This window comes from Intrasporangium sp. (genome assembly GCF_051961875.1).
Lineage (GTDB): Bacteria > Actinomycetota > Actinomycetes > Actinomycetales > Dermatophilaceae > Intrasporangium_A.
This window is the reverse complement of record NZ_JBQCCV010000120.1, coordinates 1-12,900: the sequence shown is the minus strand read 5'-3', so window position 1 is coordinate 12,900 and position 12,900 is coordinate 1. Positions and strand designations below refer to the sequence as shown.

Annotated in this window: 12 protein-coding genes; 7 read left to right on the top strand and 5 right to left on the bottom strand. The window is 71.3% G+C overall.

Going from position 1 to position 12,900, the window contains the following annotated elements; genetic code table 11:
- Together ctaD and ACTHJJ_RS06900 are read left to right on the top strand one after the other, a co-directional pair.
- On the top strand, nucleotides 1-1,495 hold a 1,495-nt coding region (gene ctaD / locus ACTHJJ_RS06905), incomplete at its 5' end, for an aa3-type cytochrome oxidase subunit I (RefSeq protein ID WP_440302202.1).
- 3 nt (nucleotides 1,496-1,498) lie between these two features.
- Nucleotides 1,499-2,239, top strand: coding sequence for a dienelactone hydrolase family protein (locus ACTHJJ_RS06900; protein ID WP_440302201.1), 741 nt, complete (start codon nucleotides 1,499-1,501; stop codon nucleotides 2,237-2,239).
- A 53-nt stretch (nucleotides 2,240-2,292) separates the two neighbouring features.
- Here ACTHJJ_RS06900 and ACTHJJ_RS06895 read toward each other — a convergent pair whose 3' ends face one another.
- Nucleotides 2,293-3,207 carry a cation diffusion facilitator family transporter gene (locus tag ACTHJJ_RS06895; protein WP_440302200.1) on the bottom strand — a complete coding sequence of 305 codons (915 nt, stop codon included), beginning with the start codon at nucleotides 3,205-3,207 and terminating at the stop codon, nucleotides 2,293-2,295.
- Between the two features lie 77 nt (nucleotides 3,208-3,284).
- Here ACTHJJ_RS06895 and ACTHJJ_RS06890 point away from each other — a divergent pair, with 77 nt between their 5' ends.
- Together ACTHJJ_RS06890 and ACTHJJ_RS06885 are read left to right on the top strand one after the other, a co-directional pair.
- Nucleotides 3,285-4,436, top strand: a complete 1,152-nt coding sequence (locus ACTHJJ_RS06890) for an MFS transporter (RefSeq protein WP_440302199.1) — start codon at nucleotides 3,285-3,287, stop codon at nucleotides 4,434-4,436.
- A gap of 10 nt (nucleotides 4,437-4,446) precedes the next feature.
- Entirely contained in the window at nucleotides 4,447-5,883 is a 1,437-nt protein-coding gene (locus ACTHJJ_RS06885; RefSeq protein ID WP_440302198.1) for a glycine hydroxymethyltransferase, read from the top strand.
- On the opposite strand, the gene ACTHJJ_RS06880 is transcribed toward ACTHJJ_RS06885, so the two are convergent.
- Nucleotides 5,859-7,103, bottom strand: a complete 1,245-nt coding sequence (locus ACTHJJ_RS06880) for a hypothetical protein (protein ID WP_440302197.1) — start codon at nucleotides 7,101-7,103, stop codon at nucleotides 5,859-5,861. The two genes, ACTHJJ_RS06885 and ACTHJJ_RS06880, sit on opposite strands and share 25 nt — an antisense overlap.
- A gap of 78 nt (nucleotides 7,104-7,181) precedes the next feature.
- Here ACTHJJ_RS06880 and ACTHJJ_RS06875 point away from each other — a divergent pair, with 78 nt between their 5' ends.
- Nucleotides 7,182-8,183 (top strand): ArsR/SmtB family transcription factor, encoded by a 1,002-nt coding sequence (locus ACTHJJ_RS06875; RefSeq protein WP_440302196.1) that lies wholly within the window; start codon nucleotides 7,182-7,184, stop codon nucleotides 8,181-8,183.
- On the opposite strand, the gene ACTHJJ_RS06870 is transcribed toward ACTHJJ_RS06875, so the two are convergent.
- Complete coding sequence (locus tag ACTHJJ_RS06870; RefSeq protein ID WP_440302195.1) at nucleotides 8,170-9,543, bottom strand: transaminase; 1,374 nt, start codon at nucleotides 9,541-9,543, stop codon at nucleotides 8,170-8,172. The two genes, ACTHJJ_RS06875 and ACTHJJ_RS06870, sit on opposite strands and share 14 nt — an antisense overlap.
- A gap of 101 nt (nucleotides 9,544-9,644) precedes the next feature.
- Nucleotides 9,645-10,850, bottom strand: a complete 1,206-nt coding sequence (locus tag ACTHJJ_RS06865; protein ID WP_440302194.1) for a trans-sulfuration enzyme family protein — start codon at nucleotides 10,848-10,850, stop codon at nucleotides 9,645-9,647.
- Nucleotides 10,851-10,938: 88 nt separating this feature from the next.
- Here ACTHJJ_RS06865 and ACTHJJ_RS06860 point away from each other — a divergent pair, with 88 nt between their 5' ends.
- Nucleotides 10,939-11,493 (top strand): Lrp/AsnC family transcriptional regulator, encoded by a 555-nt coding sequence (locus ACTHJJ_RS06860; protein WP_440302193.1) that lies wholly within the window; start codon nucleotides 10,939-10,941, stop codon nucleotides 11,491-11,493.
- A gap of 19 nt (nucleotides 11,494-11,512) precedes the next feature.
- The gene (locus ACTHJJ_RS06855) at nucleotides 11,513-11,848 is read left to right on the top strand and encodes an antibiotic biosynthesis monooxygenase family protein (RefSeq protein ID WP_440302192.1); all 336 of its coding nucleotides are present in this window, start codon (nucleotides 11,513-11,515) and stop codon (nucleotides 11,846-11,848) included.
- Here ACTHJJ_RS06855 and ACTHJJ_RS06850 read toward each other — a convergent pair.
- A complete protein-coding gene (locus tag ACTHJJ_RS06850; RefSeq protein WP_440302191.1) occupies nucleotides 11,835-12,740 on the bottom strand; it encodes an amidohydrolase family protein in 906 nt (301 codons plus the stop codon). The genes ACTHJJ_RS06855 and ACTHJJ_RS06850 overlap by 14 nt on opposite strands.
- Nucleotides 12,741-12,900: the final 160 nt, after the last annotated feature.

The following is a 12,900-nucleotide window of genomic DNA, read 5'->3' as shown; positions in this document are numbered from 1 at the left end:
CGGCACGATCATGCTGTTGCTCTTCGCGACGCCGCTGTTCGCCGGCTTCGCGAACGCGATCATGCCGCTGCAGATCGGCGCGCCCGACGTGGCGTTCCCGCGCCTCAACATGTTCGCCTACTGGCTCTACCTGTTCGGCGGGCTCATCACGCTGGGCGGGTTCCTCACGCCCGGCGGCGCGGCGGCCTTCGGCTGGTTCGCCTACCAGCCCCTCTCCGACGTCGCCTACAGCCCGGGCCTCGGCGGCGACCTCTGGTACTTCGGCCTCGCGATGACCGGGTTCGGCACGATCTTGGGTGCCGTCAACTTCATCACGACGATGATCTGCATGCGGGCCCCCGGCATGACGATGTTCCGGATGCCGATGTTCACGTGGGCCGTCATGACCACGTCGATCATGGTCATCATCGTCTTCCCGATCCTGGCGGCCGGCCTGTTCGCCGCGGGCGGCGACCGGCGGCTCGGCATGCACATCTTCGACGCCGAGAACAACGGCGCCATGCTGTGGCAGCACCTCTTCTGGTTCTTCGGTCACCCCGAGGTCTATGTCATCGCGCTGCCGTTCTTCGGGATCATCAGCGAGGTCGTCCCGGTCTTCAGCAAGAAGCCGCTCTTCGGCTACAAGTCGATGGTCCTCGCGCTCATCGCCATCGCGGCCCTGTCGACGTCCGTGTGGGCACACCACATGTTCGTCACCGGGCAGGTGCTGTTGCCCTTCTTCGCCGTCATGTCGATGCTCATCGCCGTGCCGACGGGCCTGAAGTTCTTCAACTGGATCGGCACCATGTGGGGCGGCAAGGTGTCGATGGACACCCCGATGCTGTGGGCGATGGGCTTTCTCGTCACCTTCCTCTTCGGCGGCCTGACCGGTGTCATCCTCGCCAGCCCGGCGCTCGACTTCCACGTCTCCGACACCTATTTCGTGGTCGCGCACTTCCACTACACGGTCTTCGGGACCGTGGTCTTCGCGATGTTCGCCGGCTACTACTTCTGGTGGCCGAAGCTGACCGGGCGGATGCTCGACGAGAAGCTCGGCAAGATCCACTTCTGGATGCTGTTCATCGGCTTCCACACGACGTTCCTCATCCAGCACTGGCTTGGGATCGAGGGCATGGCCCGCCGCTACGCGGACTACCTGCCGGAGGAGGGCTTCCAGCTCGCGAACGACATCTCCAGCTTCGGCGCGCTCATCCTCGGACTGTCGATGATCCCGTTCTTCTGGAACGTCTGGAAGACATGGCGGACCGCGCCGCTGGTCATGACCGACGACCCGTGGGGGTATGGCGCGTCGCTGGAGTGGGCGACCTCGTGCCCGCCGCCGCGGCACAACTTCACCTCGCTGCCCCGGATCCGCTCCGAGCGGCCCGCCTTCGACCTGCATCATCCGGACACGGCTCCGCGGTCCTGGCATGCGCCCGCTGGACCCGCCAGCGTGAACAAAGTCATGGGTCCGGCCGATGTCGGCGAGGCACCCCGTGGGGCTGAGGAGCGGTGACCGATGGGAGAGATGATCCAGTACGTCCAGCGGGAGCTCAACGCCTACCAGGCCGAGCCGATCGGCGACCCGGCGGGCGCCGTCATCGTCATCCAGGAGATCTGGGGACTCGTCGAGCACATCATCGACGTGACGGACCGCTTCGCGGCAGAGGGGTACCTCGCCGTCGCACCAGACCTGCTCGGACACATCGACCTCACCCCGTATGACGGGCAGGAGCTGCAGGACCTCATGTCGAGCCCCGACGAGAAGACGCGGCTCGAGGCGCAGCCACGGCTGCGCCGGATGACGGAGCCGGCACGCACCCCCGAGTTCGCCCAGTGGGCCATCCAGGCGCTGCGCGACGTCGTCGACGGCCTCCTCGACCGGCCCGGTGTGCGCGGCCGGGTCGCCGTCGTCGGCTTCTGCTTCGGCGGCACCTACGCATGGTCGCTCGCCCTCAACGAGCCCCGCCTGCGCGCGGCGGTTCCCTTCTACGGCCGGTTCCCCGAGGGCGCGGACCCGGCCGCGATCCGGTGCCCGGTGCTGGCCTTCTACGGCGAGCAGGACCGCGACATCACCGATGGGGTGCCGCACCTGGCGGACCGCATGGGCGCGGCGGGCGTCGACTTCACCGCCCAGGTCTACGAGGGCGTGGGCCACGCGTTCTTCAACGACACCGCGCCGTCCCGCTACGGAGCGACGGCCGCCGCCGACTCGTGGAAGCGCACGCTCGAGTTCATCCGCACCGCCTTCGCCGACTGAGCACCCATCGACAGGGCACTCTCGGTCGTCGGGAGGGTGCCCTGGATCGTGGGTCAGTGGGTCCCGTGCTCGTGCGCGGCGTGGCTCGCCGGCTCGAGCTGGAACGTCGAGTGCTCGACGTCGAAGTGTCCCTGCAGGCATTCCTGCAGCTGGTCGAGCAGCGCTGGCGCGTGCCCGTCCCGGAAGCACGAGTCGTCGATGACGACGTGGCAGGAGAGCGTCGGCAGGCCGTTGGTCACCGTCCACACGTGCAGGTCGTGCACGTCCAGGACGTGCTGCGGCTCGAGCAGGTGACGCCGCACCTCGGCCAGGTCCATCCCCTCGGGTGCCGCCTCGAGCAGCACCCGACCGCTGTCCCGCAGCAACGCGTAGGCCGCTCGCAGCATGAGCGCCACAACGACGAGCGTCGCGATCGAGTCGGCCCGGGTCCAGCCCGTGAAGAGGATGACGGCGCCGGCGACGACGGTCCCGATGAAGCCGTAGAGGTCGGTCAGGATGTGCTGGTAGGCACCCTCGATGTTGAGGCTGGACCGGTTCGCCCGGGCCAACACCCACGCCGCGACGATGTTGACCACGACCCCGACGAGGGCGACGACGAGCACCACGCCGCCCTCGACCTCGGGCGGCTGCACCAGTCGGCGCACCGCCTCGACCGCGAGGACGCCGGCCACCACGAGGAGGGTGATGCCGTTCCCGGCCGCCGAGATGATCTCGGCCCGCTTCCAGCCGAACGTCCACTTGCCGCGGGCCGGCCGCGCCGCGAGCCGCATCGCCCAGAGCGCGGCTGCGATCGCCCCCACGTCCGAGAGCATGTGCCCTGCGTCCGACAGCAGGGCGAGGGAACCCGACACGACGGCGGCGGCAACCTCGGCGACCATGAAGCCGAGCAGCAGGAACAGCGCCACCCAGAGGTGGCGCCGGTTCGCGTCGATACTGACGCCGTGCTGGTGGTCGTGCCCCTGCCCCATGGGGCCGAGCCTACGGACCCGCCCCGCGCGGCCGGCACTCCCCATCGGGGCCAAGGCGTGCGGCATACCCTCGGCTGGTGCCCCAACCGACGACGCAGCCGCGGCTGTGGCCGCTCTACGCGGGCGGTTTCCTCGGGCCGTTCGGCGGCGCGATGGTCACCACGATGCTGCCCGAGCTGTCGAGCGGGCTGCACACGAGCACGGCGACGGCCGCCTCCGCGCTGACGTGGTACATGGTCCCGTTCGCGGGCCTCATGGTCGTCTCGGGCACGATCGCGGCGCGGTGGGGCGAGGCGCAGACCGTCCGCCGCGCCTACGTGCTGTATGCCGCCGCCTCCGCGGTCTGCGTCGTGGCCTCGAGCTCGGGTCCCTTCCTGCTCGGCCGGGCCCTGCAGGGCGCAGCCAACGCCTTCACGACGCCCCTGCTGATCTCGATGATCGCGGCGCTCGCTCCACACGAACGGATGGGCCGTTCACTCGGGACCTACGCGAGCATGCAGGGGGCCGGGCAGGCGTTCGCCCCGCTCATCGGTGGGGCCGCGGCCGGCTGGGACTACCGCATCGCGTTCGGCGCATCGGCCCTCGCCGCCCTCGTCCTCGCCGTCGTGACGCCGTCGATGGGTCGGCGCGAGACGACCCGCCCCGTCGCTGGGCGGTGGGGAGCCCTGCTGAACCGGCGGCTCGGCCAGGTGGCGGGCACCGCGTTCACGATGCAGTTCGCGAGCACCGGCCTGATGCTGCTCGCCGCGCTCGTCGCGAGCGACCGGTTCGGGCTCTCGCCCGCCGAGCGGGGCCTGGTCGTCGCGGCGTTCGGGGTCGCCGGGCTGCTGACCGGAACCGCGTCCGGGCACCTCGCCGACCGGCTCGGGCTGATCCGGGTGGGCGGCAGCGCCCTCGTCCTGCTCGGCGTGTCGACGGGCTTCGCGACCGACGCGCGCTGGCTCTGGCTGCTCGTCGTCCTCACCGCGCTCGCGGGCGTCGCCGCGACGGCGGTGCGGGTGCTCACCCAGACGCTCGGTGTCCGCAGCACGCCCGCGAACCCGAGCGGCGCCATGTCCGCCACGCTGGCCGTGCAGTTCCTCGGCACCGCCGTCGCGCCGGTGCTGCTGGCGATCTATGACGCCTCGGCCTTCCTCGCCGGCCTGGCCACCGGGCTCGTTGCCCTGCTCGGTGCGGTCCTCATCACGTCGGGCCGAGACGAGGCCGTTCCGAGGCCTCGCGGTCACTAGGCTGTCGCCCATGTCGGACGCTCTCCTCTCCAGCACCTACAACCAGGCTCTCGAGATCATCGCCTCGGTCGAGCCGCGCGTCGCCGACGCGACCCGGGCCGAGCTGCGTGACCAGCGGGCCTCGCTCAAGCTCATCGCCTCGGAGAACTACGCCTCCCCGGCCACCCTCCTCGCGATGGGAACGTGGTTCAGCGACAAGTACGCGGAGGGGACCGTCGGGCACCGGTTCTACGCCGGCTGCCAGAACGTCGACACTGTCGAGGCGCTCGCGGCCGAGCACGCGCGGGAGCTGTTCGGCGCGCCCTACGCCTACGCCCAGCCACACTCGGGCATCGACGCCAACCTCGTCGCGTTCTGGTCGATCCTCGCCCACCGGGTCGAGACCCCGGCGCTCGAGAAGCTCGGCGCCAAGAACGTCAACGAGCTCTCGGAGGCCGACTGGGAGCAGCTGCGCCACGAGCTCGGCAACCAGCGCCTGCTCGGCATGGCGCTCGACGCCGGTGGCCACCTCACCCACGGGTTCCGCCCCAACATCAGCGGCAAGATGTTCCACCAGCAGCAGTACGGCACCGACCCGCAGACGGGCCTGCTCGACTACGACGCCGTCGCCGCGAAGGCCCGCGAGTTCAAGCCGCTTGTCATCGTCGCCGGCTACTCCGCCTACCCGCGCCGGATCAACTTCGCGAAGATGCGCGAGATCGCCGACGAGGTCGGCGCCACCCTCATGGTCGACATGGCCCACTTCGCCGGTCTCGTCGCCGGCAAGGTCTTCACGGGCGACGAGGACCCGGTGCCCTTCGCGCACATCACCACGACGACGACCCACAAGTCGCTCCGTGGCCCGCGCGGCGGTCTCGTCCTCGCCCAGGAGGAGTTTGCCGCCGACGTCGACCGGGGCTGCCCGATGGTCCTCGGCGGCCCGCTGGCCCACGTCATGGCCGCCAAGGCGGTCGCACTGGCCGAGGCCCGCCGCCCCGAGTTCCAGACCTACGCGCAGAACGTGGCGGACAACGCCAAGGCGCTGGCCGAGGGCTTCCTGACGCGGGGCGCCCGCCTCGTCACCGGCGGCACCGACAACCACATCGTCCTGCTCGACGTCTCGACGTTCGGGCTCACCGGCCGTCAGGCCGAGTCTGCCCTGCTCGACGCCGGTGTCGTGACGAACCGCAACTCGATCCCGCAGGACCCGAACGGCGCCTGGTACACCTCGGGCATCCGGTTCGGCACGCCGGCGCTGACGACGCGGGGCTTCGGTCGGGACGAGTTCGACCGGGTCGCAGAGCTCGTCGTCGACGTCCTCAAGAACACGTCCGTCGGCACGACGAAGGCCGGCGCCCCGTCCAAGGCGGCGTACCTCCTCGCCGACGGGGTGGCGGACCGCACGCACGCCGCCTCCGCGGAGATGCTGGACAAGTTCCCGCTCTACCCCGGGCTCGACCTGGCCTGATCCGCCGGATCCGGCGTGGCTGCCCCGGCTCGTGCGTCGGGGCGGCCACGGCCGGCGGGTCCGGACCGCCGCAGGCCCGGGGTCAGCCCGAGGGTGACGACGATCGACAGGCTCGCCAGCAGGCCCATGGTGCGCGGTACGGGCACCCAGGTCGCGATGGCGCCACCGAGCAGGGCGCCGAGTGCCTGGCCGAGCATGAGCCCGCTGGTCGCGAGCCCGAACACCTGTCCCTTGACCGCTTGGTCCGTGGTGTGGACGAGGCGCTCCTGGAGGATGAGCGAGGCCGAGTAGCCGGCCGACGCGACGAAGCCCAGCACCATGGCGAGCGGCAGGCTCGGGGCGAGGAAGAAGGCCAGGTAGGGGATGGCCAGCAGGAGCCGGAGCGGTTCGACGAGCCGCTCCCGGATCCGAGGGGCCAGGACCCGGCCGACGACGATGTCGCCGAGCAGCATCCCGGCCGCCGTGGCCGACATGAGGAAGCCGCCACCCGTGCTGCCCGCGAACGGGATGAACAGGGCCTCGCACCCCACGATGACGCCGTTCGGGATCCACAGCGAGAGGTAGAGCGGGCGGACGACCGGCGAGCCGAGCAGCTGCCGGTTCACCGTCCAGGTCCGCCGCAGGACCCTCGAGCGCGCTTGAGTGGCGGGCCGCTCGGTCATCTGGAGGCGGACCACGACGAAGGCGATCGTGCTGCACGCCGCGGACACGAGGAACAGCCGGGTCGGGGCGAGGACCGCGAGGAGCACGCCGCCGAGGCCGAACCCGAGCACCTGCATGACCCCGACCGCCATGTTGAGCGTGGCCCGGCCGAGCACGAAGCCGCCCTGCGGGACGACGAGCGTCAGCATCCGCATCATCGACCCGCCGACGGCCGAGTTCACGAGGAACGGCACCGCGAGCACGACGAAGCGCAGCTGCCACGGCAGGGACGGGATCGCCTGCACGAGCGCCGCGAGCGCCATGGCCGCCGGCATCACCAGGAGCGCGAACCGCGGACCGACGGCGTCCGAGAACCCGACGACCGTCATCGACCCGATCACGGTGATCACCGGTCCGCCGAACATCGCGAGCGAGGTCAGCACGGTCGAGCCCGTCGCGTCGAAGGTGATCGCACCGAGTGCGAGGGACGACATCGCCACCGAGGTCATCGTGAGCAGCTGGGTCACGAACAGGGCCCGGAACTCCCGGATGGCGAAGACCTCGCGGTAGGTGCGCACCGCAGGATCATGCCGGGCGGACCCAGCCGTGATCCAATGATTCGTGTCAGCGCGAAAACTCGCGGACCGGGGAGGCGTATGGGTACCTGGCTGGTCACGGCCGACGTCCTCGCGACGAGCCGGTTCACCGTCTCGCCGCTGCACGAGACGGTGGCCGCGATGCTCAGCCTCAACGGCCCCAGCGGGCCGTGGGAGCACGCGTTCACCGCGAGGCACGGGGCGGCATACCGGGAGATGTTGGCGGAGTACCCGGTGCGCATGGTGCTCGCGACCCGGTCGATGCGACCGCGTCGCCGCGACCAGCCGGGGTGGATGGCCGACTACCTCGGGCCTGCACCGACCGCGGCGGGCCTCGACATCGACGCGCAGCTGGACGACCTCGCCCGCGAGTGGGACGACGACCGGATCCGGGCGGCCCTGCTCGAGGCGCGGCCCGGCCCGCTGCCGGCCGAGCTGCGCGGCGGCGGGCTGACCGAGCAGCTCGTCGCGCTGATGCGCTGGGTCTGGTCGGCCGTCGTAGAGGCCGACTGGCCGCGCCGTCGCCGGGTCCTCGAGGCCGACATCGTCTCGCGGACGACGCGGCTGGCCACCCATGGGTGGGCGGGCGTGCTCCCGACGCTCGGCACGAAGCGTGAATGGCTGGGGGAGGGTCGCTTCCAGATCAACCGCTACGACCTGCCCGAGCGCGACCTCACCGCTGCGAAGCTGCTCCTGTTCATCCCCATCCACGGCGCCGGGTCATGGGTGTCCTGGGAGGAGCCGGACCGGTATGCCGTCATCTACCCGGTCACCGGAGCGCTCGCGGAGCCCTCGGTGCCGTCACCCGACGGGCTGGGCCGGCTCATGGGGCGTGGCCGTGCGGCGGTGCTGTCGCTGCTCGACGTGCCGCGCAGCACGACCCAGCTCGCCGCGCTCACCGGGCTGCCCGTCGGGGCGGTGGGCAACCACCTCAAGGTCCTGCTCGCCGCCGGTGTCGTGCTGCGCCGACGCTCCGGCCGCGAGGTGCTCTACTGGCGCACCGACCTCGGCGACGGTCTGGTCGCCGCGGTCGGTGCCCCTGCCGCCGTCAGCCGCGGCTGAAGAGCTCGTCGAGACAGGCCGCGAACATCTGCGTGTGCGCGTCGACGTCGGCCCGGGTCGTCGCCGGGGACATGAGCGCCATGTTGTGGAACGGCGTCAGCAGGATGCCGCGGTTCAGCGCATAGAGGTGGAGGTACTGCTGCAGCTCGAAGTCGTCGGCGTCGGCTGCCTCGCGACCGTTGCGGGACGGCACGGCGGAGAAGGCGTACTCGGCCCGGGCCCCGAGCCGGGACAGGTGCCACGGGGCGCCGGTCGCGTCGATGGCGGCCTGCACGCCGTCGGCCCAGGCGTCGGCGAGGGGGATCATGTGGTCGAAGGCCTGCTGGGTCATGACCTGTTCGAGCGTGGCCTGCATCGCCGCCATGGACAGGCCGTTGCCGGCGAGGGTGCCGCCGATGCCGCCCACATCGATGTCCTCCAGCTCGACCGAGCGGGCGATGCGGTCGGCGACCTCCGCGGTGAATCCGAAGGTGCCGCAAGGGATGCCGCCGCCGATCGACTTGCCGATGACGAGGAAGTCGGGGTGCAGGTTGTCCCGGCGCGTGATGCCACCGGGGCCCGCGCAGATCGTGTGGGTCTCGTCGTTGATGAGGATGACCCCGTACTTGGTCGCGAGCTCGCGCACCGCCTCGTTGTAGCCCGGGTCGGGCAGGACGATGCCGATGTTGGTCAGCGCCGGCTCGACGAGGATGGCGGCGACGTCGCCCTCGGCCAGTGCCTTCTCGAGCCCATCCACGTCGTTGAACTCGACCACCCGGGTCGTCTCCGAGGTGGGGACGGGCGGGCCGATGTTGTTGCGGCGGTCGGTCGTCCGCCGGTCGTCGTCGAGGGTTGCGAAGGTCTCGTCGACCGAGCCGTGGTAGCAGAAGTTGTGCACGACCACCTTGGTGCGGCCGGTCAGGTGACGGGCGTAGCGGATCGCGTGGCGGTTGGCGTCGGTGGCCGTGAGGGTGAACTGCCAGAAGGGCAGGCCGAAGCGCTCGGCGAGGCCGGCGGACACGGCAATCGCGTCCTCGGTCGGGAGCATCGTCGTGATGCCTCGCGACAGCTGCTCGGTGACGGCCGCGACGGTCGCGGCGGGGGAGTGGCCCATCATCGCGCCGGTGTCGCCGAGACACAGGTCGACGTGGTCGATGCCATCGACGCACGTGAAGTGGGCTCCCTCCGCCCGGTCGACGAAAACGGGGAAGTCGCCGGGCCACTTCACCATCCAGCTCATCGGGACGCCGCCCGGCATGTGCTGGCGGGACCGCTCCGCGAGCGCAGCCGAGCGGGGGCGCGCCGCGCGGAACGCGGCGCGCTCGCGGTCGAGCAGCGCGGAGAGGTGGCCACGGTCGACGGAAGTGGATCCCACAGTCATGGCGGCATCGTGCCGCATCGCGTTCGGAAACGGAAGGGATGGAGCCAGTCGTCCGCTGAATCAGTGGACTGCCGGGGTCTTCGCTTCCGAATCCGTCGCGCTCAGCCGTTGGTGAGCTCGTGCACCTGCGAGTGTGCCGCGACCGGATGGGTCGCCCCGAGGGCCCACTCCAGGTCCGCGATGAGGTCGGCGGCGTCCTCGAGACCCACGGACAGCCGGAGCAGCGAGGCATCCGGCTTCGCCTCGTCGGCCACGGGACGGTGCGTCAGGGCGGCAGCCTCCTGGATCAGGCTGTCGACGCCACCGAGGGACACGGCGTGCGTGATGAGCCGGCAGTGCTCGGCGACGGCCGCCGCCGCGTCCCGTCCGCCACGCAGGGTGAAGGCGACGATGGAGCCCGGGCCGGACATCTGGCGCCCGACGATGCCCTGCGGGTCGCAGCCGGGCAGGCCGGGGTAGTGCACCTGGGCCACCTCGGGCCGGTCGGAGAGCCACTCGGCGATCTGGCCCGCCGTGGCCTGCTGCGCGCGGACCCGGACCGGCAGCGTCTGCAGACCCCGGTGCAGGCCGACGGCCGCCTGGGGCGAGAGCAGCCCGCCGGTGATGGCGCGGACCCGGCGCAGCCGCTCGGCCCACTCGCCGGTCGTCGCGACGACCCCGCCCATGAGGTCGCCGTGGCCGCCGATGAACTTCGTCGCCGAGTGCAGGCTGAGGATCGCGCCGTGCGCGAGGGGCTGCTGGAGGACGGGCGTGGCGAACGTGTTGTCGACGAGCACGGGGACCTCGCCCGCCTGGGCCACGACGTGGCCGATGTCGACGAGGTCGAGGGACGGGTTGGCGGGTGTCTCGATGATGACCAGACCGGTGTCCGGCTCGAGGGCTGCGGCGATGGTGTCCGGGCTCGCCCAGGTGACACGGGTGCCGAGCAGGCCGGTGGCGAGCAGGTGGTCGGTGCCGCCGTAGACCGGCCGGACCGCGACGACGTGGGGCGTCCCGGCGGCGACGGCCGCGAGGAGGGAGGCGGTCACCGCGGCCATCCCGGTCGCGAAGGCGACGGCGTCCTCGGCCCCCTCCAGGTCGGCGAGGGCCCGCTCGAAGCGGGCCACGTTGGGGTTCCACAGCCGCTGGTAGACGAGGGAGTCGTGCGGGCGCGGCCGGCCGCCTGTCGCGAGCTGGTCGTAGGACGCTCCGCCGCTCTCGACCGACGCCAGGGGGTAGGTGCTCGAGGCGTCGAGAGGCGGGACGTGGGTGCCGAGCCTCGTGAGGTCCTCACGGCCGGCGTGGACGGCTGCGGTATCGCGCATCATGGCCCCATGTTCGAGGGATCCACGGGTGCGACTCAACTGTTCCGCGGATCCGCTTCACACGGCGACTTCAGTCGTGGATCCTGTCTTCATGCCCCGCCCGCAGTCCACATCGTCGCGGAATCCGCGACCGCCCCACCAGCGCCCGACGCCGCACCTGGACGACGTCGACCGCGCCATCCTCGCCCTGCTCGTCGACGACGGCCGGATGGCGAACGCCGAGATCGCGCGGCGGGTCGGGATCCCCGAGTCCACCTGTGCGGGGCGGGTTCGCGCCCTGCTGGCCTCGAAGGTCGTGCGCGGCGTCCGGGCCGACGTCGACCTCGCAGCGGTGGGCCGGCCCATGGAGGCGATGGTCGCCCTCCAGTTCACCGGGCATGCCCGCGAGGCCATGGACGCAGTCCGGGCCCGGATCAAGCAGGTGCCGGGCGTCATCTCGGCGTTCCACGTCTCGGGCCGCACCGACTTCCTCGTGCACGTCTGCGCCGCGTCGTCCGACGAGCTGCGCGACCTCGTGCTCGACCACCTCACCTCGCTTGCCGGCGTCGCCCACGCCGAGACGAGCCTCATCTTCGAGCGCATCGAGGGCGGTCACCCCTGGGAGCCGGCTGGAGCGCGAGGACGCGAGCAAGCGCGCCCACGGTGAGCGGCATACGCTCGAACGCATGGCCATCGTGAAGATCAACGCCATCAGCGTCCCTCCCGAGCAGGCGGGCGAGCTCGAGCGCCGCTTCCGGATGCGGGCCGGGGTCGTGGACGAGTCACCGGGCTTCCTCGGCTTCCAGCTGCTGCGCCCGGTCAAGGGCGAGGACCGCTACTTCGTGGTGACGCAGTGGGAGGACGAGGAGTCGTATGCCGGTTGGCGCGACGGCTCCGCCCGTGCCGCACACTCCGGTGAGCACGGTCCGGCGGTCATGGCGTCGGCCGACCTGCTGGAGTTCGAGGTGCTGCTCGACGTGCGGCCGGGCGGTGAGAACGCACCGCGGCTCAACCCACTCTGAGGTCCGAGAGGTCGAACAGCCGAACCGCGTTGTCGTGCAGGACGGCTCGCTGCCACGACCCGTCGAGCCCGAGACCCGTCACCGCCTCGACCGCCTCCAGGTAGGGGTAGGGGATGTTGGGGAAGTCGCTGCCGAAGAGGATCCGGTCGCCGAAGTCCCCGAGCCGGCGGACCTGGTCTGCGGGCATCGGCATCATCTCGTCCGAGAACGCGGTGAAGTTCATCGTCGTGTCGAGGTGAACGGCCTCGTGTGACGCGGCGAGGTCGAGGAACTCGCCGTACTCCGGCATGCCCATATGGGCGATGATGAGCGGCAGCCGCGGGAAGCGCTGCAGCACAGTGCGAATCGGCTCGGGTCCGGTGAACCGCCCTGGTGCCGGCCCTGATCCGCAGTGGATGACGGTGGGGATCCGCGCGTCCTGCAGCTGTCCCCAGACCGGGTCGAGCAGCCGGTCGCGGGGGTCGTAGTCGCCGACCTGGACGTGCGACTTGAAGACCCGCGCGCCCCGCTCGATCGCCGCCGCCACGTAGTCGGCCGCCTCCGGCTCCGGGTAGAAGGTCGCGGTGTGGAGGCAGTCGGGCGTGCGCGCCGCGAAGTCGGTCGCCCACCCGTTCAGCCAGGCCGCCATCCCGGGCTTGTGCGGATAGAGCATCGAGGTGAAGGCGAGCACGCCGAAGTCACGCAGCCGCCGCACCCGCTCTTCCTCGTCGTGCCGGTAGGCGATCGGCCACTCCCGCCCGACGAGCGGCCCCGCACCGTCGAAGTAGGCCCACACCTTGTCCAGCACGTTGGCGGGCATGAAGTGCGTGTGCACGTCGACGATCCCCGGCAGGCCGAGGCGGGTGGCGAGCTCGCGGACGGCCGCAGCCTCCCGCGCGTGGTCCGTCTCCATCCGGGCAGTATGCCGCCGAGCCGCCTACTGCCCGCCCCTGCCCTCCTCCTCCCGCTCGAGTGAGCACCCCGCCCCACCCGGCACAGGGCCGGTGGGGCTGTTGTGACGGAGCGCTCACTCGACGGTGAGGGTGGCCGGTGGTCTCTTCAGTCGAGTGAGC

What these genes read in the sequence shown, in the direction of transcription:
- ACTHJJ_RS06900 (WP_440302201.1), top strand. Translation starts at nt 1,499, where the DNA reads ATGGGAGAGATGATCCAGTACGTCCAGCGGGAGCTCAACGCCTACCAG.
- ACTHJJ_RS06895 (WP_440302200.1), bottom strand. Translation starts at nt 3,207, where the DNA reads ATGGGGCAGGGGCACGACCACCAGCACGGCGTCAGTATCGACGCGAAC.
- ACTHJJ_RS06885 (WP_440302198.1), top strand. Translation starts at nt 4,447, where the DNA reads ATGTCGGACGCTCTCCTCTCCAGCACCTACAACCAGGCTCTCGAGATC.
- ACTHJJ_RS06875 (WP_440302196.1), top strand. Translation starts at nt 7,182, where the DNA reads ATGGGTACCTGGCTGGTCACGGCCGACGTCCTCGCGACGAGCCGGTTC.
- ACTHJJ_RS06870 (WP_440302195.1), bottom strand. Translation starts at nt 9,543, where the DNA reads ATGACTGTGGGATCCACTTCCGTCGACCGTGGCCACCTCTCCGCGCTG.
- ACTHJJ_RS06865 (WP_440302194.1), bottom strand. Translation starts at nt 10,850, where the DNA reads ATGATGCGCGATACCGCAGCCGTCCACGCCGGCCGTGAGGACCTCACG.
- ACTHJJ_RS06860 (WP_440302193.1), top strand. Translation starts at nt 10,939, where the DNA reads ATGCCCCGCCCGCAGTCCACATCGTCGCGGAATCCGCGACCGCCCCAC.
- ACTHJJ_RS06855 (WP_440302192.1), top strand. Translation starts at nt 11,513, where the DNA reads ATGGCCATCGTGAAGATCAACGCCATCAGCGTCCCTCCCGAGCAGGCG.
- ACTHJJ_RS06850 (WP_440302191.1), bottom strand. Translation starts at nt 12,740, where the DNA reads ATGGAGACGGACCACGCGCGGGAGGCTGCGGCCGTCCGCGAGCTCGCC.